19 protein-coding genes and 2 tRNA genes are annotated in these 20,991 nt (G+C 50.6%); 10 read left to right on the top strand and 11 right to left on the bottom strand.

Going from position 1 to position 20,991, the window contains the following annotated elements:
• The first annotated feature begins 287 nt into the window (after nucleotides 1–287).
• From C2M36_RS01595 to C2M36_RS01605, 3 genes are all read left to right on the top strand, one after another.
• The gene (locus C2M36_RS01595; protein ID WP_234399065.1) at nucleotides 288–893 is read left to right on the top strand and encodes a chitin-binding protein; all 606 of its coding nucleotides are present in this window, start codon (nucleotides 288–290) and stop codon (nucleotides 891–893) included.
• A gap of 220 nt (nucleotides 894–1,113) precedes the next feature.
• A complete protein-coding gene (locus C2M36_RS01600) occupies nucleotides 1,114–3,180 on the top strand; it encodes a S9 family peptidase (RefSeq protein ID WP_234399067.1) in 2,067 nt (688 codons plus the stop codon).
• The gene (locus C2M36_RS01605; RefSeq protein WP_105253423.1) at nucleotides 3,170–3,763 is read left to right on the top strand and encodes a DUF938 domain-containing protein; all 594 of its coding nucleotides are present in this window, start codon (nucleotides 3,170–3,172) and stop codon (nucleotides 3,761–3,763) included. The genes C2M36_RS01600 and C2M36_RS01605 overlap by 11 nt, the downstream gene beginning before the upstream one ends.
• Here C2M36_RS01605 and C2M36_RS01610 read toward each other — a convergent pair.
• The 3 genes from C2M36_RS01610 to C2M36_RS01620 form a co-directional block, all read right to left on the bottom strand.
• The gene (locus C2M36_RS01610; RefSeq protein ID WP_105253424.1) at nucleotides 3,740–4,888 is read right to left on the bottom strand and encodes a GNAT family N-acetyltransferase; all 1,149 of its coding nucleotides are present in this window, start codon (nucleotides 4,886–4,888) and stop codon (nucleotides 3,740–3,742) included. The genes C2M36_RS01605 and C2M36_RS01610 overlap by 24 nt on opposite strands.
• Nucleotides 4,881–6,221 carry an alpha/beta hydrolase gene (locus C2M36_RS01615; protein WP_105253475.1) on the bottom strand — a complete coding sequence of 447 codons (1,341 nt, stop codon included), beginning with the start codon at nucleotides 6,219–6,221 and terminating at the stop codon, nucleotides 4,881–4,883. Before C2M36_RS01615 ends, C2M36_RS01610 begins: the two co-directional genes overlap by 8 nt.
• A 102-nt stretch (nucleotides 6,222–6,323) precedes the next feature.
• On the bottom strand, nucleotides 6,324–6,809 hold the full coding sequence (locus C2M36_RS01620; protein ID WP_105253425.1) for an Lrp/AsnC family transcriptional regulator: 486 nt from the start codon (nucleotides 6,807–6,809) through the stop codon (nucleotides 6,324–6,326).
• Between the two features lie 121 nt (nucleotides 6,810–6,930).
• Between C2M36_RS01620 and C2M36_RS01625 the strand changes: the two genes are divergently transcribed.
• Both C2M36_RS01625 and C2M36_RS01630 read left to right on the top strand, forming a co-directional pair.
• Complete coding sequence (locus tag C2M36_RS01625; protein WP_105253426.1) at nucleotides 6,931–8,103, top strand: PrnB family protein; 1,173 nt, start codon at nucleotides 6,931–6,933, stop codon at nucleotides 8,101–8,103.
• Between the two features lie 3 nt (nucleotides 8,104–8,106).
• The gene (locus C2M36_RS01630) at nucleotides 8,107–9,216 is read left to right on the top strand and encodes an aminotransferase class V-fold PLP-dependent enzyme (RefSeq protein ID WP_105253427.1); all 1,110 of its coding nucleotides are present in this window, start codon (nucleotides 8,107–8,109) and stop codon (nucleotides 9,214–9,216) included.
• Here the strand turns inward: C2M36_RS01630 and C2M36_RS01635 are convergent.
• From C2M36_RS01635 to C2M36_RS16870, 4 genes are all read right to left on the bottom strand, one after another.
• Nucleotides 9,199–9,708 (bottom strand): DUF4124 domain-containing protein, encoded by a 510-nt coding sequence (locus C2M36_RS01635; RefSeq protein ID WP_105253428.1) that lies wholly within the window; start codon nucleotides 9,706–9,708, stop codon nucleotides 9,199–9,201. The two genes, C2M36_RS01630 and C2M36_RS01635, sit on opposite strands and share 18 nt — an antisense overlap.
• A 437-nt stretch (nucleotides 9,709–10,145) precedes the next feature.
• A tRNA-Ser gene (locus tag C2M36_RS01640) sits at nucleotides 10,146–10,238 on the bottom strand.
• Between the two features lie 23 nt (nucleotides 10,239–10,261).
• A tRNA-Ser gene (locus C2M36_RS01645) sits at nucleotides 10,262–10,352 on the bottom strand.
• 174 nt (nucleotides 10,353–10,526) lie between these two features.
• Complete coding sequence (locus tag C2M36_RS16870) at nucleotides 10,527–10,667, bottom strand: hypothetical protein (protein ID WP_199882998.1); 141 nt, start codon at nucleotides 10,665–10,667, stop codon at nucleotides 10,527–10,529.
• 277 nt (nucleotides 10,668–10,944) lie between these two features.
• On the opposite strand from C2M36_RS16870, the gene C2M36_RS01650 reads away from it, so the two are divergent.
• Nucleotides 10,945–11,805 carry a diacylglycerol/lipid kinase family protein gene (locus C2M36_RS01650; protein ID WP_158678836.1) on the top strand — a complete coding sequence of 287 codons (861 nt, stop codon included), beginning with the start codon at nucleotides 10,945–10,947 and terminating at the stop codon, nucleotides 11,803–11,805.
• Between the two features lie 9 nt (nucleotides 11,806–11,814).
• On the opposite strand, the gene C2M36_RS01655 is transcribed toward C2M36_RS01650, so the two are convergent.
• Nucleotides 11,815–12,729 (bottom strand): DMT family transporter, encoded by a 915-nt coding sequence (locus C2M36_RS01655; RefSeq protein ID WP_105253430.1) that lies wholly within the window; start codon nucleotides 12,727–12,729, stop codon nucleotides 11,815–11,817.
• Nucleotides 12,730–12,826: 97 nt separating this feature from the next.
• Between C2M36_RS01655 and C2M36_RS01660 the strand changes: the two genes are divergently transcribed.
• Nucleotides 12,827–14,290: an aminotransferase-like domain-containing protein gene (locus C2M36_RS01660; RefSeq protein WP_105253431.1), complete on the top strand. Its 1,464-nt coding sequence runs from the start codon at nucleotides 12,827–12,829 to the stop codon at nucleotides 14,288–14,290.
• Here C2M36_RS01660 and C2M36_RS01665 read toward each other — a convergent pair.
• Nucleotides 14,287–15,069: a YggN family protein gene (locus C2M36_RS01665; protein WP_105253432.1), complete on the bottom strand. Its 783-nt coding sequence runs from the start codon at nucleotides 15,067–15,069 to the stop codon at nucleotides 14,287–14,289. The genes C2M36_RS01660 and C2M36_RS01665 overlap by 4 nt on opposite strands.
• A 342-nt stretch (nucleotides 15,070–15,411) precedes the next feature.
• Between C2M36_RS01665 and C2M36_RS01670 the strand changes: the two genes are divergently transcribed.
• Nucleotides 15,412–15,600 carry a PA3496 family putative envelope integrity protein gene (locus C2M36_RS01670; protein ID WP_105188682.1) on the top strand — a complete coding sequence of 63 codons (189 nt, stop codon included), beginning with the start codon at nucleotides 15,412–15,414 and terminating at the stop codon, nucleotides 15,598–15,600.
• A gap of 26 nt (nucleotides 15,601–15,626) precedes the next feature.
• On the opposite strand, the gene C2M36_RS01675 is transcribed toward C2M36_RS01670, so the two are convergent.
• Nucleotides 15,627–15,926, bottom strand: a complete 300-nt coding sequence (locus tag C2M36_RS01675) for an AzlD domain-containing protein (RefSeq protein WP_105253433.1) — start codon at nucleotides 15,924–15,926, stop codon at nucleotides 15,627–15,629.
• On the bottom strand, nucleotides 15,923–16,570 hold the full coding sequence (locus C2M36_RS01680) for an AzlC family ABC transporter permease (protein ID WP_442792634.1): 648 nt from the start codon (nucleotides 16,568–16,570) through the stop codon (nucleotides 15,923–15,925). Before C2M36_RS01680 ends, C2M36_RS01675 begins: the two co-directional genes overlap by 4 nt.
• 178 nt (nucleotides 16,571–16,748) lie before the next feature.
• Here C2M36_RS01680 and C2M36_RS01685 point away from each other — a divergent pair, with 178 nt between their 5' ends.
• Both C2M36_RS01685 and C2M36_RS01690 read left to right on the top strand, forming a co-directional pair.
• A complete protein-coding gene (locus C2M36_RS01685; RefSeq protein ID WP_105253435.1) occupies nucleotides 16,749–17,384 on the top strand; it encodes a cytochrome b/b6 domain-containing protein in 636 nt (211 codons plus the stop codon).
• 196 nt (nucleotides 17,385–17,580) lie between these two features.
• Nucleotides 17,581–20,964: a S8 family serine peptidase gene (locus tag C2M36_RS01690; RefSeq protein WP_105253436.1), complete on the top strand. Its 3,384-nt coding sequence runs from the start codon at nucleotides 17,581–17,583 to the stop codon at nucleotides 20,962–20,964.
• Nucleotides 20,965–20,991: the final 27 nt, after the last annotated feature.

Consider the following 20,991-nt stretch of genomic DNA (forward strand, 5'->3'; position numbering starts at 1 on the left):
CAGTTAGCGTTAAGATTCGCACTTCTATCCTTTGATAGTCTTGGGTGTATTTTTACCTGGCCTGTATGCTCTTTACGCGTCTGGGCTTAGCTTTAAAAAGGCATTACACCCAAGTGACTTTGCTAGAGATGAACTTAACAGGTCAACACCTTCTAGTTATAAAGTATGGTATTGAGTGGCCCTTTACCCTAATTAGTTGCTATCTTTTTTAGGGTGTCACTACAATAGCCACTACTTTGGTGTTCAATGAAGTGTGCTTTGGTCGCTGGCCATGCAAGGGGTAACAGTTGCAATTAGCCGAACATACAGACATTTACTCGTACATGAGCGGGTCTCTTCCCGAGGCCAGTTGGCTCAGTGTCGGTACCCTAAGCAGCCATACTCAGCTGTTTCGCGGGGATATTGTCGAAGTTGAGGTCTATGACCGACAAGGTTTGGTGAAAGGGCTGAGTTTTAAGCTTCATATCCAGTCCGATCAGCAAGGTGAGCCGCAAAACTGGTCTCGCGAAGTTGCCAATTATATTAATACCCATATTCCCTTGATGCAGGCGGGAAAGATCACCGAACATGGACTGATCGTCGCCTATCGTGGCAATGAAATTTTTGCTTGCTCAAGCAGTGGTATCAGTGAGGTGGTGATTAACTACAACTGTGTGGCAAAAAATCAACATCAGGGTCAGCATAATAACCAGGGTTATGATCATATCTTTCCCATTGACCATGAGTTGTATTGCGCCGGTGATCGTGTCTTGCATCTAGCTACCGGCAAGGTATACCGCTGCAAGCCTTGGCCCTACACAGAACTGTGCCGTTTAGGCGGAACTAATCGAGAACAATACGAGCCAGGAGTGGGTCTTAATTGGCGTACCGCGTGGCAAGAAATAGAGTCGTAGTCGCGAAAAGTACAAGTGATACTAATTCTGTTAAGTATGTGAGCAGGTATAGCGTTGGATAAATGATGTGATAGCAAGGCGGAATTTTTCTTATGTAGTTATTCTCCATAGAAAAATTCCAACGCGGTTAGCATGATATTTAGCCCGTTAGAATGATTAGCTATTTAAGAGAATTGGTATGATACACTGACAATCCTGTTTCAGTGTTTCGAGGTTGTGCGTGCAAGCTCCCATCGCCAAAAAAATCCCCCATTTGCTTACTCAGCATGGTCAACAACGACAAGACGATTACTATTGGATGCGTGACGATCAGCGCCAAAATCCGGAAGTACTCGAGCATTTACGTGCAGAAAACGCCTATTGCGATGCCCAGTTAGCTGCTAGCTCCGCACGACAGGAGCAAATTTTCTCCGAGCTTAAGGCGCGCATCAAAAAAGATGACAACACGGTTCCGGTACGTGATGGCCACTACTGGTATCATAGCGAGGTGTCGGGGGATGACGAATACGCTAGGCACTATCGCGCCAGCAGTTTTAGCGGCGACAACAAAACCCTGCTGCTCGATGTTAACGCCCTTGCCGCAGGCCATGAGTTTTATGACTTGGCCGATATGACGGTAAGCCCCAATGAACAACTCCTTGCTTATTGTGAAGACACCAGCGGTCGTCGTATTTATCAGGTGCGTATAAAAGACCTGCAAAGCGGTGAGTTGCTCGACGACGTGCTGCATGAATGTGAAGGGCAAGTGGTGTGGGCCAACGACAATCGCACCCTGTACTATGTTAAGAAAGATCCACAAACCCTGCTAGGGTTTCAGGTTTTTCGTCATCGTCTGGGCAGCGCCCAAAATGATGATGAGCTGGTGTATGAAGAGCAGGACCGAAGCTTTTACATGGGCCTGGGTAAAAGCCGTGATGAAAGCCTGATTTTTATCGATCTGGAAGCCACCGAAACCAGCCATACCTATGTACTTGATGCCGATGATCCTCAGGCTCAACCTCAGCCGCTTATGCCCCGCGAAATGGGCCATCTTTATGATGTCGATAAACTCGGTGAACATTTTTATATCATCACCAACCGCGCAGCGAAAAACTTTCGCCTGATGCAGGCGGATGCCACCACCATAGCCGACCCCAATGCCTGGCGTGAGCTGATCGCGCATCGCGATAATGTCTTGCTGGAAGGCGTCGACCTGTTTAATGGCCACTGGCTGGTAACCGAGCGCGAGTTGGGGCAGATCCGTTTTGTCGTTTATCAACATCAGCAAGGCAAAATGCAGGGCGAAGGACACATCCTGGGTTTTAGCGATCCCTGTTATTACGCCGGTGTAGGGGTGAACCCCGAACCGGATGTTAGCAGTGTACGTATTTACTACAGCAGTTTGACGACGCCGGGAAGCCTGTATGAATTCGATCTCAATACCCTGGAGCGCAAGTTGCTGAAACAGCAACAGGTACTGGGTGAGTTCAATGCGGCCCACTACCAAAGCGAACGGCTGATGATCACTGCGCGTGATGGGGTGCAGGTACCCGTTTCCCTGGTGTATCGCCGCGATACCTTCAATAAAGACGGCAGCAACCCATTACTGCAATATGGCTATGGTGCATACGGTATCACCATAGACCCCAGTTTTTCGAGCAGCATTTTAAGCCTGCTGGACCGTGGTTTTGTCTATGCCATTGCTCATATTCGCGGCAGCGAAATGCTGGGCCGCGCCTGGTATGAAGCCGGTAAGCTGGCCCAAAAGCAGAACACCTTTAATGACTTTATCGACGTTACTCAGGCACTGGTGGCGCAGGGTTATGGCGCCGCCGATAAGATCTTTGCCAGTGGCGGCAGTGCAGGTGGCCTGTTGATGGGAGCCGTGGTTAACCAGGCGCCGCATTTATATCGTGCCATTGGCTGCCATGTACCGTTTTTGGATGTTTTGACCACCATGCTTGATACCAGCATTCCGCTTACCACCAATGAGTATGACGAGTGGGGCAACCCCAATCATGAACAAGACTACCGCACCATAGCCGCCTACTCACCCTATGACAATATTCGTGCCCAGGCCTATCCTCATATTTTGGTGACCACAGGCTTGCATGACTCGCAGGTGCAATATTGGGAGCCCATGAAGTGGGTGGCCAAGCTGCGTGAATACAAAACCGATGACCATTTACTGTTGTTTAAAACCGACTTAGAGAGCGGTCATGGTGGGGCTTCTGGGCGCTTTAAAAGCCTGGAGGAAAAAGCGCTGGAATTTAATTTCTTCTTAACGACCCTAGACTATGAAAATTAGCGGCTTATCCCAGGCATGTGAGAATAATAAGGGGCCTATCCTCGCCGAATTAACGCAGATCTTTGCCCATACTCAGAGAGTGTTGGAAATTGGTTCGGGCACCGGCCAGCATGCGCTGCATTTTGCCGCGCATCTTCCCCACCTGCTTTGGCAAACCAGCGATTTGGCTTATAACCATGCGCTGATCAACCAGGTGATCGGCACTGCCGAGGGCGATAACATTCTGCCGCCGCTGGCGTTGGATCTCGAACATAGCTGGCCGTTAGCGCAAGTTGACGGCATTTTCACCGCCAATACCCTGCATATTGTCAGCGAGGAGCTGGTGCGGGCATTTTTCCATGGGGTGCAGCGGCACCTGAGCCGGGGCGGCAACTTGTGCATCTATGGGCCCTTTAATTACAACGGTACTTATACCAGCGAGAGCAATGCTCGTTTCGATGCCAGTTTGCGCGGGCGCGACCCGCAAAGTGGTTTGCGTGAGCAGCAATGGGTGGTGGGTTTGGCCGAGGCCGCCGGGCTCGAGCTCTGTGCCGACATTGCCATGCCGGCCAATAACCGTTTACTGCACTTTATACGGAGATAATCCTGCACATTGTTGCATATACCGGCTATATTGCTGCGTTTCGCGAACGATAAAGTCCTCAATGGCCGCCTCAAAGGGGCTGTTGATAAAACGGTGGCAGGAATGGGTCAGCTGGGGGGTAAAGCCTCGGGCTAATTTATGCTCCCCCTGGGCGCCGCCATTAAAGTGCGCCAACCTCTCTTTGATACAATATTCAATGCCTTGATAATAACAAAGCTCGAAGTGCAGGCGGTCATAGTGCTCAAGGCAGCCCCAGTAGCGCCCGTATAGGGTGTCTTTGCCGCGCAGAAACAGGCTGGCGGCAACCAGGTTATCGCCATCATAGGCGCAGATCACCACTAACTGTTCACTCAGTCCCTGTTTGAGCCGGGTAAAAAAGTCGGCATTTAAATAGCCGAGATGACCCGAGCGTTTTAGGTAAGTACGTTGATAAAAGGCGCTGAGCGCCTGCATATGCACCGACGTAATTTCATCACCGCTGGCAACCTCAATTCTAAGCCCTGCCTTGGCGACCGCGGCACGCTCCTTGATTATATTCTTGCGTTTGCGGGCCTTTAATTGCTGGCAAAATTCATCAAAGTTACGGTAGCCTTGATTGTGCCATTGAAACTGCACCGTAATGCGCCTGGCCAGACCTTGCTCTTGTAATTGCTCGGCCAGGGCCTGCGAGCAAAAATTGATATGCCAGCCGGACCAGCCCAATTGCCGCGCCTGCTCATCCAGGGCGTTACCTATGGCTGCGAGAGCCTGTTGCCTATCCACCGCCTCGCTTAGGGCTAAACGCGCCCCGGTCACCGGCGTAAAGGGCACGGCGCACAGCCACTTGGGGTAATAGTTAAAGCCATGTGCCTCGTAGGCTTCGGCGATGGCCCAGTCGAACACGTATTCACCGTAAGAGTGGCTTTTAATATAGCCTATGGCTAGGCCAACAGGTTCTTGGTCGTGGTACAGCAGCAAATGGTGGGGTTGCCAGCCGGTGCGAGCGCTGGCGCAGTTCGTTTGCTCCAGGGCACGAATAAACTCATAGCTGGAAAAGGGATCCTCGGCGGCGGCAAAAAAGCGCTGCCAGAGCGACCGACCCACCGCCTGTATGCTGGGAACAAAGCGGACACTGAAGTTATTCATGCACACGCTCGAGGAAGGTGCGCATATCCTGCTCCAGCTCGGCATAAAAGGGGTTATAGGTCAGGCGCTTAAGTGGTCCTTTGGCCAGATTTGCTGCGGTGCGCTCGCCAATCAGTACCTGAGGCTGGGTTTTACAGCGGCGGTATGCCAGGTCGTCTTCAAGGTAGGAACCACAGTTGCGATAGCGTCCCTGAGCCCCGTAATAGGGATGATTTGGCGCATTAACCACGCTGATATGCGATAAGTCGAGGATCTTGTTACAGGGTGCCTGATTGGCTTTGCAGGCATAGTTGCGCAGCGGGAAGTCATCGCCTAAATAGTTTAGTGCCCCTTGTGGATTGCCATAATAGACCAACATATCCTTGGCGCTGTTGGGGCGTGCCTGGGGATTATGCCAGGCCTTAGCCAGGGCCAGGGTGGCGTGTGCGTCTATGGTGGTATCCACCTCGCTTTGGACGATAAAGAGCGGCAAGTCGGGCAGAGTTGCCTTGGCTAGACGTTCGTTGTCGATACGGCGCATGGCCTCATGGGCCAGGCTCGCGGCGGCAAAAGGGAAGGACTCGTACTTGGCAAAGTCGATATCGGCGTCTTTATCTATCCAGTTTACGAAGGGGATACGGTCTATCCATTTCGCCAGCCAGCCCTGCTTATTATGGGGCTCGGTTGCCGGTGACCACAGCATCAAGGCCTGAACTTGGCTTGGTACCGGCTGTTCGATGAGATTAGCCAAGGCCAACGCGGCACCGGTGGAATAGCCGCCGATAATGACCTGATCGAAGTCTTGGCTGGTGCGGGCGATGGCGTAGTTTGCCAGCGCCCGCCATTGTTTAAAGCTCACCTCTTGAAGATCGCTGGCGGCACTGCCATGGCCGGGGAGCAGCACGGTGCGCACATTAAAGCCCTGGCGATAGAAAAAGGCCGCTAATGAGTGATAGCTGAAGGGAGAGTCGGTCAGGCCATGCAGTAACAGTACGGCTTTATTGCTAGTGGGGTGTCGTAGCTCAAAGGGACTCAGCAGGTCGCTCACGGTTAAGTCGGCCTCTAGGCTTCCTTGGGCTTGCAGTAACTTGACGGTTTCCGTGTGCACCGGGCAAGGCAGGCCGGCTCTGGGGTTTCGCGTCTCTATCCACTCCCGGGCCGAGGCCAGATAAGCGCTGAAGGGCGGCAGGGTGTCAAGCTTGAGCGCTCGCACGGAGGCGTCATTGGCAAAGCGATGGGTGCCGTTTTTTTTAGCCGCCATGATGTAGTCGATATCGTCGATATGACTAAGGCAGGTTTGTGCCCAGGTTACCGAACTGGTTAGGCCGAGTAGGAAACATAAAAACAAGCGCATCGCTTTGATCTCTGGATAATTTATAACGGGCAGCATAACAAAGCGGTGATTTTACGCCTAGCCCTAATCGCGAGCCCTGAGCGCCAGCCCTGAGCGCGAGCCCTAATCGGACAAGGGCAACTGCCAGCGCGAGAAGGTTTGTTTAAGAACCACGGTGGACTCGATCGCCGCGATATCCTGGCAACTGCCCAGGGCGTGTTTGACAAAGTGCTCGTAGCTGACCAGATCCCGTGCCACGATTTTTAACAGGTAGTCGTATTCGCCGGTGATCACCGAGCATTCCTGTACCTGAGCCAGTGAGGCCACATGATCCTCAAAACGCTGGGCGGCACTGGCGGCATTTTGGGTTAGTTTGATCAGCGCATACACAGAGATTGCAAAACCCAACTTGGCGGCATCAAGATGAGCATGATAACCGCGAATATAACCGGCCTGCTGAAGCTTGTTGATGCGGCGCAGCACCGGCGTATCGGAAAGGTTAACCCGTTGCGCCAACTCGCTGACCGCCATGCGCCCATCTTGTTGCAGCAGGGCCAACAATTGCAGGTCTTTTTGGTCGATTTTTATTTTTTGGTTGGAATCACTCATTGTCTAATCTTTTTTAGAGTATCCCTTCAAATATACCCGGTGTTTGTGGTGAAAGTTAAGTAATTTCACTTTTAAAGCTATGCTAATTTGTAGTCATTATCGACTAATTTACGAGCGTATTATGGTTAGCCACTCAGCCGCGTTTGATCGCTGGATCCGCACCGATTTCGTTTCCTTTAATAACGAACTAGAAGACTTGTATTGGCAACAAGAGGACAAGGCCAATGTTGTTGGCGTTGGTGAGGAAATTAAAGAAGCCATGGTGTTACAGGGTAACGCACTTATTCAGCGCCTGGTGGATGAGGGCAATACCGACCAAGGCTTTGATAAGGCCTTTGATCTGTTAGGGAATGTGGGCTTGTTTATGGCCGCTTGTCGTCGCCATGAGATCACCGAACCGTCGCGGGAAACCCAATCGCCATTGACGGCAGCCTCGACCTTGGCCATGCATATCGGTGCCTCGATTGGCGTTACGCCACGCTTTGCCACCGCCCATTTAACCACGCATAACAGTGCCGAGAACGGGCTGTATAAACGCTTTACCGATCTGGCCGACGAGAAACTTTTTGTCGATTACAATACTAAAGGCATCCTCGCCTATAAGCGTGCCGCCGATGCCCTGCTACGCTTGCAACCCTTAGGGATTTCTCACCCCATAGCCGCCGATCTCCTGTTGGTGGCCGAGCAGGCTTTAAAGGATGTAATGGCGAGCAACCGCTATCTTTTTCAACACCTGGATACCGATCGTTTCTTCTATTGCGTGCGGCCCTATTACAAGCCCTATCGTGTCGGTAAAGAGGTGTATCGTGGTGCCAATGCGGGTGATTTTGCTGGTATCAACGTCATTGATATGCTGTTAGGTCTTTGTCAGGCCAATGAGGTCAGCTATTCGCAACTGCTGGTGGATAAGTTTCTTTATATGATGCCTCAAGATCAACAGATCCTGCGCCACTGCATGCGTTTGCCTTCCTTTATGGATGAATTTCTTCAAGTCGGTGAGCAGCATCATAAGGCCAGTTGGTTCCAGGAAAACCTCAAAGCCTTTTTAACCGTGTGCAAGCTGCATGGGCAAACCGCCATTCAGCACCACAATCAGCTGGTGGAGAAATACATTCGCGTGCCGAATGAGCAACTCGGGGCCGAGCATCAAGAAAAGGTCACCGCCAGTGGTCCGCCCTTGCCTGTGCTGTTGGCGCAGTTGGAAAAGCTCCGTGACCGTCGTGCCGCCCGTCCTCGCGATGATATTTTTACCCGCTTCGATGATGTACAGCGACTAACTAAGATGGTGGATTAAGCCTTGAAAAATCAGTTTCGTTTGCCCGCAGGGCCCTATTTCTTAAGTCACTCGGTCGGTCGTCCACTGCGCTCGACAGAGCAGCACTTTCATGAGCATTTTTTTGCTCCCTGGCAACAGGGACAAAGCGAGCCTTGGCCCCAATGGCTGGGGGCGGTAGAGGACTTTACCGCTGCGCTGGCACGTCTGTTTAACTCGGATGCCAGGTTGTTTTGTCCCCAGCTGAACCTTTCCAGCGCTCTGAGCAAGCTGGTGATGGCGCACCCGAGTTTGTGCAAAGCCAAATGCAAGGTGTTGATGTCGGAACAAGACTTTCCCAGCATGGGTTTTGCACTGCAAAAGTCTCTGGCTCCCGATAGTGAGATAGTGTTTATTCCCGCCGCCGAGGATGTCAGCGATATCCAGGTGTGGCAGAAGCATATGCAAGCGGATATGGATCTGGTGTTTATCAGTCAGGTGTATTCTAATTCCGGGCGCCAGGCGCCGGTGGCCGAGATAGTGAGCGCCGCTAAGCAGTTGGGGGTTATGAGTCTGGTCGATGTGGCGCAGGGAGCCGGGGTGCTGCCCCTGGATTTAGCCAAGGTGCAACCGGACTTTATGATAGGATCGAGCGTAAAATGGCTTTGCGGTGGCCCGGGAGCCGCCTATTTATGGCTTAGCGCCGAGCAATTACCTGGCTGTGAACCTAAGGATGTAGGCTGGTTCTCCCATGCCAATCCATTCGAATTCGATATCCACCATTTTGCCTATCACGACAGTGCGCTGCGTTTTTGGGGAGGCACACCCAGCGTTGCCCCTTATGTGTTAGCGGCGCACAGTATCAATTGGTTTAATGACTTTGGCATCGACAAGGTACGCGCGCATAACCTGAAACTGCAAGGGCAATTACTTGAAGAATGTGCCCCCCTTGCGGCATCACCACTGGATGCACGGCGGCGCAGCGGTACCTTGATTCTTCATGCCGGCGACAGGCAAGAGCAGATGATGCAGGAGTTAGCGCAGCATAATATCAGTGTGGATGCGCGCCACCTCGGAGCCCGAGTGTCGTTTCACATCTATAACGACGAACAGGATGTGGCGCAGCTGGTATCAGCGTTAAAGCGGTTTATTTAACTTGGCCGCCGCGTTGATATTTTCTTTGTACTTTTGCAATTCGCTGATCGCCTTCTTTTCATTGTCGATAAGAGCGCGATAGTTGGCGCGTACTATGGTGGCCTGCTGCTTCTTCGCATTGTCGATAGAGTCGCTGCCTAAATAGTTGGCGGTGGCCTGATTCATATTATCAAGTTGCGCCAGATCTTCAGCCATACGCGTTTCGTAGTCACTGATATTACGTTCGTGCATGGCGATGCGGCGGTCGTATTCTTGCGACTTCAGATAGCTGTCTACCTCACTCACATTGGGCTGTTGAGAATCGTCTTCTTCGCTGGTCACGGCCGTCACTGTTTTAGCACCAGAGTAACGCACCTTAATAATTTGCGCGTCTTTGCCACAGGGCTGCTGACTAAAGGTTGCCACGCCATTGATGGTGCATTTATAAACCGCCGCATAGCTGGGCAAGGTGGTCAAACAAAGTGCCGCGGCAAATATAACTGGGTATTTCATAGGACATGTCCGTATGGTTAGGGTTATAAGATTCTAGAACTTTCCATTGGGAAATCAACACCCCGTTAACAATCTAATATATTAGTCGCGGCTATTTCCGCTGACAGAGTGGGTGCTGTGTATAGGTATATTGCCGATAGTATCAAGCTCTAATTAAGCTTTAGTTAAGGAGATGGGGGGCGCGATTGAACTTTGGGCGCTTGCGACTGAACGCCGAAAAGCAAAAAATCGCGACAATACGTGGCTTTTTTAACTAATGGCTTCTATTCGGGAAGAGCGCTTGTGCCTCCAGCGCTTGCAGCCGCACTCACTCCTACGGGCGCCTGCGCGGCTCAAAATGTTCCTGACATTTTGTCGAACAAGGGTTCGAACCAAGTCCGCCTGCTCGAAATTTAGTTATAAAAAAACCGCCGTAAAGGCGGTTCTTTTAAAACTAATGGCGGAGAAGGAGGGATTCGAACCCTCGATAGAGCTACAAACCCTATACTCCCTTAGCAGGGGAGCGCCTTCAGCCACTCGGCCACCTCTCCGGCGCGAATCAGTTTGATAAATTTGGCGGAGAGATAGGGATTTGAACCCTAGATAGGCTATTAACCTATGCCGGTTTTCAAGACCGGTGCTTTCAACCACTCAGCCATCTCTCCATGGGGTAGGATAATACTGAGGCTTGTGGCCAGTGTAAATAGATAATGAATCGTTTGCTTGATTTTTGTGCTAATTCAGTGTGCTAGCTGTAAAGAGAGGGGGTTTTAGGTGCTAAGCTGGTTGGGTCTTAGCACCTAGCCGGTAATACCGAGTAGTAACATTAGTGTAATTAATTACTTGTAGCGCACAACACCGCTAAGAGCGAGCTCTTTACCAAAGCGGTTTAGCTTGGCCATCATTTTTGCCTTACGCTTGCTTGGCTTAACTGCTACGTGACTGGCTGCTGTTTGATTTAGGGTGTTTACTGGATTCATGGTCGCTTGCTCCGGGTTGTGCCTGTGGTTGAAAACAAGTGTATTTTGCAGCTCTTCTGGTTAAAAATAAAACGATAATTTTTGGCCCTTTCGGATAAATTTTACTTATGCGATTAATGTTTTATTAAGCTTGGGTTGAAGTGGTTTTTGCATGAATATTTAAGTCAAAACCTAGGTAAAGGTACATTAATCAAGGTTTTTTAGCTTGTGGCAGCCACTGTTTTAAAATATCGTGCATATTTATTCAGATAAACCATATTTGTTATAGGTGGGTGTTTTGAACCATCAGGCTGGTTATTTACTGCTTTATCATCCGCTGCAAGCAAAGGCACAGCTAAAAACAGTGCGTCAGCGGTTGGAGCAGCTATCCATATCCCATGTTGAGGTGGCTACCAGCGGTGATTTTTACGCCGACTTACAGGGGTTACAAAGCTATATCCCCACTACCGCGCGGTTGATTGTGCTCGGTGGTGATGGCACGCTCAATTTGGCCGCGAATGCCTTTGCCTACAGTGATGTCGAGGTTGCCCTTGTTCCCTGTGGCAGCGGCAATGATTTTGCTCGGCAATGGCGCTGTTCCGAGCAGCAATGGATAGAGGGTGCCATCGCGGGTCGGTGTGTACCCATAGATCTGGGTAAGGTGAACGAGCGCTACTTTATCAATGTCGCAGGCGTGGGGTACGATGCCGCGGTTGTCGGTGCCAGCCAAAATAAACGTGGCCGCTGGGCGCATTTGAGCTATGCGTGGCAGGGGGTGAAAATGCTGTATCGTTATGCCCCTTCGTTATTGCAGTTTTCAACTACCAAGAAGCAAGAGCAAAGGCTACTGATGATGTGTCTGGCCAATGGCCGTTATTTTGGTGGCGGCATGTGCCTGGCGCCTGAGGCGAATATTAATGATGGCCAATTGAGTTGCGTGCAAATAGGCGCCGCGTCATTTTGGCGGCAGGTGCAGGCCTTGATTTTGAGCTATTTTGCGGCCCACACTCGGCTTAAGCAGGTCAACATAGTCCCTGTATCCCAGCTTGATGTGCACACCGCTAACATAGGGATAGAGGCTGATGGGGAGTATATTGGCACCACACCAGCGCTCTTTTGCGTGCAGCGCGATGCCCTGCACTTTGTTCTACCCCTCTAGGCAGATGCCTTAAGCGGGAGCTTGTGTACGTTTGATAAAATGGCCAATTTTATCGAAAGGTGTCAGGACGATAGCATTGCCCAGAAGGACAAACACAAAGCCGTAGACCGTATTGAGCTGCCACACAAAGCCCTCGAACAGGGTGCTTAAAATGACCGCCACAAGTGGGAAGAGCACAATCACATAACTGGCTTTTTCCGGGCCGATATTCTTTAGCAAGACAAAATAACAGGCGAAAGCGATCACCGTGCCAAAGGTGCTCAAATAAAGCAGTGATACCCAATAACCCATGCCGGCGGTGCTAAAGTCCCAACTGACATCACTGAGTAAAACAAAAAATGCCAAGCCTAGGGCACTGTACAGCATGCCCCAAGCATTGCCTTGCAGCACGCCGACCTGAGCATGGGAGTTGCGCACACTGACCATATTGCCAATGGAAGCCACGAGTGTGCCAGCCAAACACAATAACAGACCAATTAACAGCTCATTGCTGAGATCTAAGGTGGCGATGGCCGGCCAGAATAAGATCACTATGCCCACTATGCCTAACAAGGCACCAAAATAGATGCGTTTGGCTATGGGTTTGCCAAAGAACAAGCGGGTGTTGAGGATATTCATCAACAGCAAGGTACTAAAGGCGATGGAGCTCATGGCCGAGGTCAGATAATGCTGCGCCCAATAGAGAATAAGGTAGTTGGCGCCGAAGTTACACAGGGCCAGCAGGGTAAAGAAGCCATGATCGCGGGCGCTAAAGCGCATCGGCAGCTTTTTAAGCAGTACATAAGTCCACATAATGGCGGCGGCAATCGCAAAGCGCAGGAACAGCGAAATCTGCACCGCGACATCGCCAAGCTGGAATTCGATGGCCAGCCAGGTTGAGCCCCAGATCAGGACGGTAATAAAATACAGCAGGGCGTTGTTCATGGCGTTTTTCTCGAGGCAATTAAAGCTGGTATTTTAAAGTTATTCTGTATACTGTACATAAACAGAAAACATTATTTTACACCTGTACAGATTTGCTATGTCGCGCATTATTAATAAGCAAGGTAATATTTATCTATATCAGCAAGTGATTGACTTGATTAAAGATATGCAGTCGCATGGCACCTTAAGTGCGGGTGAAAAGCTGCCGTCTTTACGCTCGATGGCACAAAAGTTATCCATTAGCATTCCCACCATTCAGCAGGCCTATCAAGAGCTCGAGCGTCAGGGCGTGATCAGTGCCAGAGAAAAATCCGGCTTCTATCTCAATGCCGGCTCCGAGCAATGTCACCAGCCCCGTCGCATTCAACTGGCGCGCCAACCGGTGGCGGTTAATAAGCAGGCTTTGATAGAGCAGGTATTTGATGGCCTCCATCGCGCCGCCGTGGTGCCCTTGGGGATCGCCAACCCGGTGGCGGTGAACCCCACCGACAAGGTGTTAAGTCGCACCATGCGTAAGGTGATGAACGTGGCCGGGCATCAGTCGATCAATTATGGTCCCTTGGATGGTTTTGCGGCGCTGAAAAAACAGATTATCAATCGTTATCTGGATTTTGCTATCGGCGTTAACAGTGATGAGTTGATCATCACCAACGGTGCCCAGGAAGCCTTGCATATCGCGGTGCAATGTGTGACCCAGGCGGGCGATATCGTCGCCATCGAGTCACCCTGCTATTTTGGCATTATTGAAATGCTGGAAAGCCTGGGGCTCAAGGTGATTGAAATTCCCATGTGTCCACAGCAGGGCGTGTGCGTCGATGATTTGCAGCAGGCGTTTGCTGAGCACGATATTAAGGCCTGTATCTTTTCGACCAGTATAAGCAATCCATTGGGTTCGAAAATGCCCGAGGAGCGGCGCCAACGTTTGGTGCGTTTGGTGGAAGAGCAAGGCGCGGTGCTTATCGAAGATGATGTCTATGGTGAGCTAGCCTACGAGCAAGATGGTGCCAAACCGGCACAGTATTATTCCACCAAGGGCAATGTGATCACCTGTTCGTCGCTGTCAAAAACCGCGGCGCCAAGCTACCGCGTGGGCTGGATCATTGCTGGAAAATTTGCACCTCAGGCGCGACGCTTAAAGCGTGCCATGAGCTGCGCTTCTTCACTGATGAATCAGTGGACCCTGTATGAATTTATGAATAGCGGCGATTACGATAAAAACCTGCGCGTTATGCGCCAGCGCCTGGCGCTCAATAAAGAGCGAATGCGTGCCTTAGTGCAGCGACATTTCCCGCCGGGGACCCGGATGACCAACCCGCAAGGGGGCTGCGTGTTGTGGTTGCAACTGCCGGCGCAATATGACGTGATAGCCTTGTTTCATCTGGCCTTGGAGGCTGGGATCAGCATTACTCCCGGGGCTATTTTCAGTGCTACCGATAAATATCGCCAGTGTCTGCGGTTGAGCTTTGGGGTGCCGTGGAGCGAGGAAGTAGAAAAGGCAGTCGCCCGGTTAGGGGCGCTCTGCCTGCAAGTGCAAAAGGGTAAGGCAAAGGCTAAAGCTTAGTTGCCTAGCAGCTGATACTCTCTCAGTTCAGGGATCATGCTAAGTAATTGTGCTTCCTGCTGCGCCAGTTCGCTAAACGAATGACATAGCGCATCGGCACGCTCTTCAATATGAGCGGCCTGCAGTTCGACTCTTTGCTCGACCTGCTCACCAAGGCGCTCCATGCGTTGCTCAAACTCATCCATGTCGCCGCCCGAACCCAGTAGTTCAGAGCCCAGGGCGATAAAGATGCTGCCGATAGACTGCACCATGGCCTGTTCTACGGCTTGTTCAAAGTCTTCGTCAAACTGGCTTTCAATATCATCACCTAGCTGTTCAAAGCTTTGTTTACCCATCACAAAGGCACCGTCCTGGTAGAAGGTTTGCTCAATATTGACGCCGATATTGTCGACCAAATCGCTAAGCGCTTCATTGTGACTGATGCCAAATGCCGCCCCGACTTCTTCTAATGCCACTCCGGCTATTTTCACGCCATCCAGAGCTATCTGGGCCACCTCGGGCATATAGGTACGAACCTTGTCGGTGTAATCTGCCAAGGCCTGTTGCTGCTCGGCGTTTAACTCAACGGGCTGACCATCGACCTCAAGCAAGCCATCGCTATACACCAGGTGTTGGTTATTGGCATTGGTGATCTGTAGGCGTTGCGGCTCGATACGCACATCATTTTTAAATTCAATGTTGCATTGCTTAGAGCCAAACGACAGCGAATTTGCTTCCCCGGCGATGGCCGTGCCTGAAAGACTAAGGGCAGAGATAATGGCTAGCGTGCTGGTATTCATGATGATATTTCCTGTTATTCTGTTGACCTAATGAGCAATACAATTTCGATGCCAAATAATAAAATCATTAAAAATCATAACCTTGTGTTTTTGGCGTTAAGGCGGTTGAGGCCAGGGTTAGTGCCTATGGCTAACATTTAGCGAAATTAACAACGGCGGTAAGCCGGGTTATTTTGAGGCCGAGAATGATTAATAAAAGATGTTTGTCGAAACGATAAAAAAATCTCACTTTTCAGTTTGGGCTTTAGCGGCTATTTATTCACTCGAAGGCGCCTAGCCCTGAATTCGCCGGACCCAAGTAAGGGAAGGGTGAGAACTGATTTAGATTTATTGGAGTGTATTGTGGGTAAAACATATTCCTATGATGCGTTTGAAGACGAATTTGTTGCAGATGAATATGAAGCGATGGGACGCAATCAAAATGACCGTCGCAAGCGCAAAGTTAAGAAAAAGCTGGACGACTACCTGGAGCAGCGAAAGCTAAGAAAGCATCTTGGTAGCGATGACTTTGACGACTATTTGAATGAATAATTAAAGGGGCTTTGGCCCCTTTGTTGTTAGCGCAGCACAAAAAAGACCGCCATGGCCAGTATGGTGGTGGCGTAGATGCTATGGCTTTTATAAGCGGTAATGATGGCAACGAGAGCGGCGACAAGATACGGGTTGCTGTAGCTAAGTTGCCACTGTCCGCCGGGTAACACGACAATAGGCACCCAGATGGCGGTGAGCACCGCCGGGGCACTAAAGCTTAAAAAACGCTGCATTTTAGGGCCGACCCGAAATGGCAGGGCGCGGTGTAAAAACAAATAACGGCTGCCAAAGGTAATGGCCGCCATCAGCAAGATGGTGGTGATCATGGCTGCTCCCCGCGGCTGAGAACATAGCCAAAGCTCATGCCAATAAGGGCGCTAAACACCAACCACAATTCCACTCCCCAGGACTTCAGTAACGCGGCGCTTATCCCTGATGCCAACACGCACGCCAGAGTGGGCCAATTTTTAATGGTCGGGATCACCAGGGCGATAAAGGTGGTGGCAATGGCAAAGTCGAGCCCGAGATTGGTTAAGTCCGGCAGCAATTGCCCCGCGACTATGCCCAGCAGGGTCCAGATATTCCAAGCGACATAAAAGCTAAAACCGGCACTGAGGGCATAGATTAGCCGCACTTGGGTCTGATAAGCCTTAGGGTGGTGAGAAAAAGCAAAGAGCTCATCGGTCAGCACAAAACTCACCGGCAAACGCCACCTGAGGGGTTGCGCGATCACCTTCTGGCGAATGGCCAAGCCATATAAAAAGTGCCGTGAGCTGATGATAAAGGTGGTGATGGCTATGGTCAGTAAGGGAGTGTCGTTTGCTATCAGCTCAATGGCCACCAACTGTGCCGAGCCGGCAAAGACCAATAAAGACATCAGTTGCGCTTCTATAAGGCTAAAACCATTCTGCATCGCCAGCGAGCCGCATAATAGCCCCCAGGGCAGCACGGCGAGGTTAAGGGGCATCATATCGAGTTGCCCCTTAATAAAGGCTCTTTGCCGCAGCTTAGCAGCGCGTTTTGTGTGGCTGGAGTAGCCTTTGGCATGGCCCATTGAATTACTCATAGTTAAAAAATAACCAAGTTGATTTCGCACCGACGCTAGAGTTTGGCATAATCACGGCTATTGCAAAAGAAGTGGAGCAGTTATGAAAGTTTGGGATGGATATATACGGTTTTTCCATTGGGCCCTGGTGAGCTGTTTAGTCGGCTTATATTTCTCCGCCGAGGAAGGAGCCATGGAGCTGCATTTTGTACTGGGTTATATCACCCTGGCGCTGTTGGTAACGCGTTTAATTTGGGGCCTGGTTGGCAGTGATACCGCACGGCTATCGGCGTTACTGCACGGCCCTAAAGCGGTTGCAGAGGCACTCAAGGCCAAGCATTTAACGCCCGGACACAATGCCGCCGGCAGCTATATGGTGTTGGTATTCTTTGCCTTAATTTTGTTGCAACTGGTTACCGGCCTGATGGCCACCGACGATATTATGGTTGACGGTCCCTTGGTGCAATACGTCTCTTATGAGTGGGTTGAATGGGCCTCCTCGCTGCATCATCAGAATTTTGATTGGCTGTTAATCGCCATAGGTTTGCACCTTGTCGCCATTATTGTTTATGCCCTGCGTGGTAAAAAACTGGTCCCGGCTATGGTGACCGGCCGTAATCAGCAAGTGAGCAACGCCGCACGACTGAAAGCCAGCTGGCCGGCCTTTGCTCTTTTTGCCGTTTTATTGGGTGTGCTGGCAACAACCTGGGGATATGAGCCGCTGCAAGCCCTGCTGTAGCGATGAATGACGGTTGTTTACATTTAGTTACAAATTGCTGATTGGCTGCTAGGGCGCGTTGGATGCGGGGTTATGCCCCGCATCTGGAAATTAACCTTGTGTTTACACGTTTACAGTGTTGTAACGTTCCTGTTTTGGCTTTATTGTCCGAAAACAACAATAAAGTAGTAGATTTAACAACAAAACAGGTATCCCTATGAATAATAATAAACTTCGCCGCAGCGCAATTGCGCTAGGCATCTCATCTGCGCTGTTAAGCGCACCGGCCATCAGTGCCACCTTACCTGCACAAACTAAGCTACTGGGTTCTCAGTATGAATCACAGGTACAGCGTCAGGTAGCTGAATTTAAACAACAAGAAAAAAATGCGGTAGCCTGGTTGGTCGAACTAAACGGTCAATCACTCTATGGTGTCAACAAGTCACAACAAGCGGCTTTGAGCGCGAATATTACCGATATGCAGCAGCGTGTAATGAGCGACATGCAGAACATGGATCTCGGTCTTAATGTTATAACCCGTACTTCAAGGTTGGCCAATGCCTTGGTTGTTGAAGGAGAGGAAGCCGAAGTACGTCAATTGGAAAACCATTCTGACGTTAAAGCCGTTTACCCTGTTTATGACTACGAGCTGGCCGTTGCAGATAGCGCCGATTATATTAAGGCTACGCCTTTGGTTGAAAACGGTCTTGCTAGCGGTAAGGGAGCGCGTGTAGCGGTTTTAGATACAGGTATCGATTACACCCACGCGGCCTTTGGTGGTGAAGGAACGGCAGAAGCCTATGCTGCAGCCATTGCTGATGAAACGGTTACCTGGCCTCAAGGCATAGTGCAGGGTGGTTATGACTTCTATAACATGGATGATGACCCCATCGATAACGGCACCAGTCACGGTACCCATGTATCCCATTCTGTGACCGGTATTGCCCCAGATGTAGAGCTATTCGTTTATTCAGTTTGTGCGGGGACCTGTCCAGGGGTTGCCCAGCTTATGGCTTTAGAAGAGGCGATGGATCCCAATAAAGACATGGACATTGCCGACCGTGTCGATGTGATCAATATGTCTCTAGGTGGTGACTATGGCGATATCGCTGAAAGTGCCGTAGGCCTATTTATCAACCGTGCCGTGACACTGGGTACTAATGTGGTGATCTCCGCCGGTAACGATAACAACATTCCGTATATTGTTGGTGGACCTAGTACGACCGAAAATGCCCTGTCTGTAGGCGCGATGACGCACCCTACCGACGAGGTGCTTAACGCTAAGGGTACGGTTGCAGGTGAAGAAGCAGTGTTCCAAGCGGCGAGTTTTGGTCCGCAAGAAGCATTTAGCTTTAGCAGCGAAGATACTGAGCTGGTTTACCCGGATGCGAACCAAACTGCCTGTACGGCCTTCGCTGATGGTACAGATTTCACTGGCAAAGCTGTGATCTTAGATCGTGGTGCTTGCGCATTCACACAGAAAGTACTCGCGGCGCAAGAAAAGGGTGCTGCCTTTGTTATTATCGCTAACAATAATGATGATGGTACGCCGGCGCCTATGGGCGGCTTTGATGCGGCAGTCACCATTCCATCAGTGGGAGTTAGCTACGCAACAGGTATGCAGCTTAAAGAGGGTGCAAGCTTTAGTGTCAGTATTGAATCCGTGGTTACATCGGGTGCGGTCGCAGGTTTCTCATCGCGTGGCCCTTCGGTAAGCGGCTTACTTAAACCTGAAATTACTGCTCCAGGCGTAAATATTATGACTGCGCACCCAGGCACGGGCGATGGCTTGAGCGGTGCAAGCGGTACCTCTTTCTCTGGTCCAATTACTGCGGGGGCAATGAGCATTCTTAAAGAAGCCTTGCCCGAGCGTAATGCCCTTGAGTTAAAAGCGACGCTAATGAATGCGGCAAACTTAGATGTCACCATGACACCTAAGGCGATTGACGAAAATGCCGAGTTAGCACCGATCAGTATTATCGGCTCTGGGTTGGTAGACGTGGAAAAAGCAGCCAACTTACCGGTTGCAGCCTGGGCTAAAGACACCGGTCAGGCGGCGCTTTCGTTTGGCTTACACAGCCTGGCAGAAGCAGCCACTATGACCAAAACGGTGCAGGTGAAGAACTTCTCAAATTCAGCGAAAACATACGACCTAGCCTGGCAGCACCGCTTTGCGGATGATCAAGAATCTGGCGCTATCAGTGCTGAGTTCCCGTCGTCAGTGACAGTGCCGGCAGGTCAAACGGTTGAGTTTGATGTTACCGTCACTATCGACCCAACTAAGCTGCCAGAATGGCAAGTGAACTTCACTAACTCGTGGTCAAATGATGCAGGTGCATTACTGACTAAATCTGAGCTAGATGGTGCGCTTGTGTTTAATGAAGGCGGTGAGCATGCATTACACATGGTCTATCACGTGCTGCCACGTGCGGCGGCAAAACCTGTACTAGATGCACAAAAAACAGAAGAAGGTGTTGTATATACAATTACTAATGAAGGCGCTACTGACTTTGAGCCGGTGATCATTGAAAACACGGCTACGGATGAAGTGGGTGACGCTGAGCGTCTGGATATTGTTTCTGGTAGTGTTGAAACGCTACAAGTTCCTGCCAACTTCTGTGCTTCAGGTTATGGCGTATTCACAACTATCGTTTTAAATCAGACTATTACCTCTAACTTTATCGGTAACTTTGCCGCCGATTATGACTTAGACAGTGATGGCGTTTGGGATGCCCGTGCGCATTCATTGAGCTACCGTTCGTTCGCAAATGGTGTGCCACCCATTCCTGTTACTTACTCAGTCCCAGCTTACTCCTTGAATAACCTGTACTTCGATAGCGGTACTAATTTTGTGACGCTGCAAAACTGTATCGAAGACTATGGCTTAACCGCTGCCGATCTGGGTATGGTAAACGCCACGGTACGCTTTAGAGTGGGTGAAGGCTACTATGATAGCACTGGTGCTTATGCCGTCGATATGGCGCAAGGGAGTTATAATTTTGCCCCTGCTCGTGTTGTGGCCATGGCTGTGGATGCTCAGGGCGATGCAGTAGAAAGCCTGGCTCCGGGTGAGTCGGCGCAATTCCTATTTGCCGATGCAAACTTTACCGTTTTGAGTACTTCTGGTTCTGCCGCTGTGCTTGGTTCGGCGCGTGGCGATATGGAAGTTGCACCAAGCTTGGCCGATGCCGAATTCAGCGTTGATGAAAACACCGCTAAAGGCACTGTGATTGGCACCCTGGCGGCAATGCGTAATGCTCCGTTGGCGGGCGCTATTTCCGAGTTCATCGTCACTAGCTCTACGTCAACGGCAGTGGAAATCAATGACATGGGCGAAGTGGTTGTGGCTAACGCCGAGCAATTGGACTTTGACGCCGGTCTTGAGCAAATCACTCTGACAGTGGTTGCCACCGACACCTATGGTCAAATTTCTAATGAAGCGACCGTAATGGTTAAGGTGAATAATCTGGCGGATGAAGCTTCTGAGCAACCCAAGCCACAGCCAAAGATTGAACCTAAGAAGAGCACCAGCTCAGGTACTTGGGCCTGGTTGACTCTGCTGATGGCACCGGCGTTATGGTTACGTCGTCGTCGCAGCTAAGCTAACAGTTGGGCACAAAAAACGGCG

The organism is Pseudoalteromonas sp. T1lg75 (genome assembly GCF_002964705.1).
Taxonomy (GTDB): Bacteria; Pseudomonadota; Gammaproteobacteria; order Enterobacterales; family Alteromonadaceae; genus Pseudoalteromonas.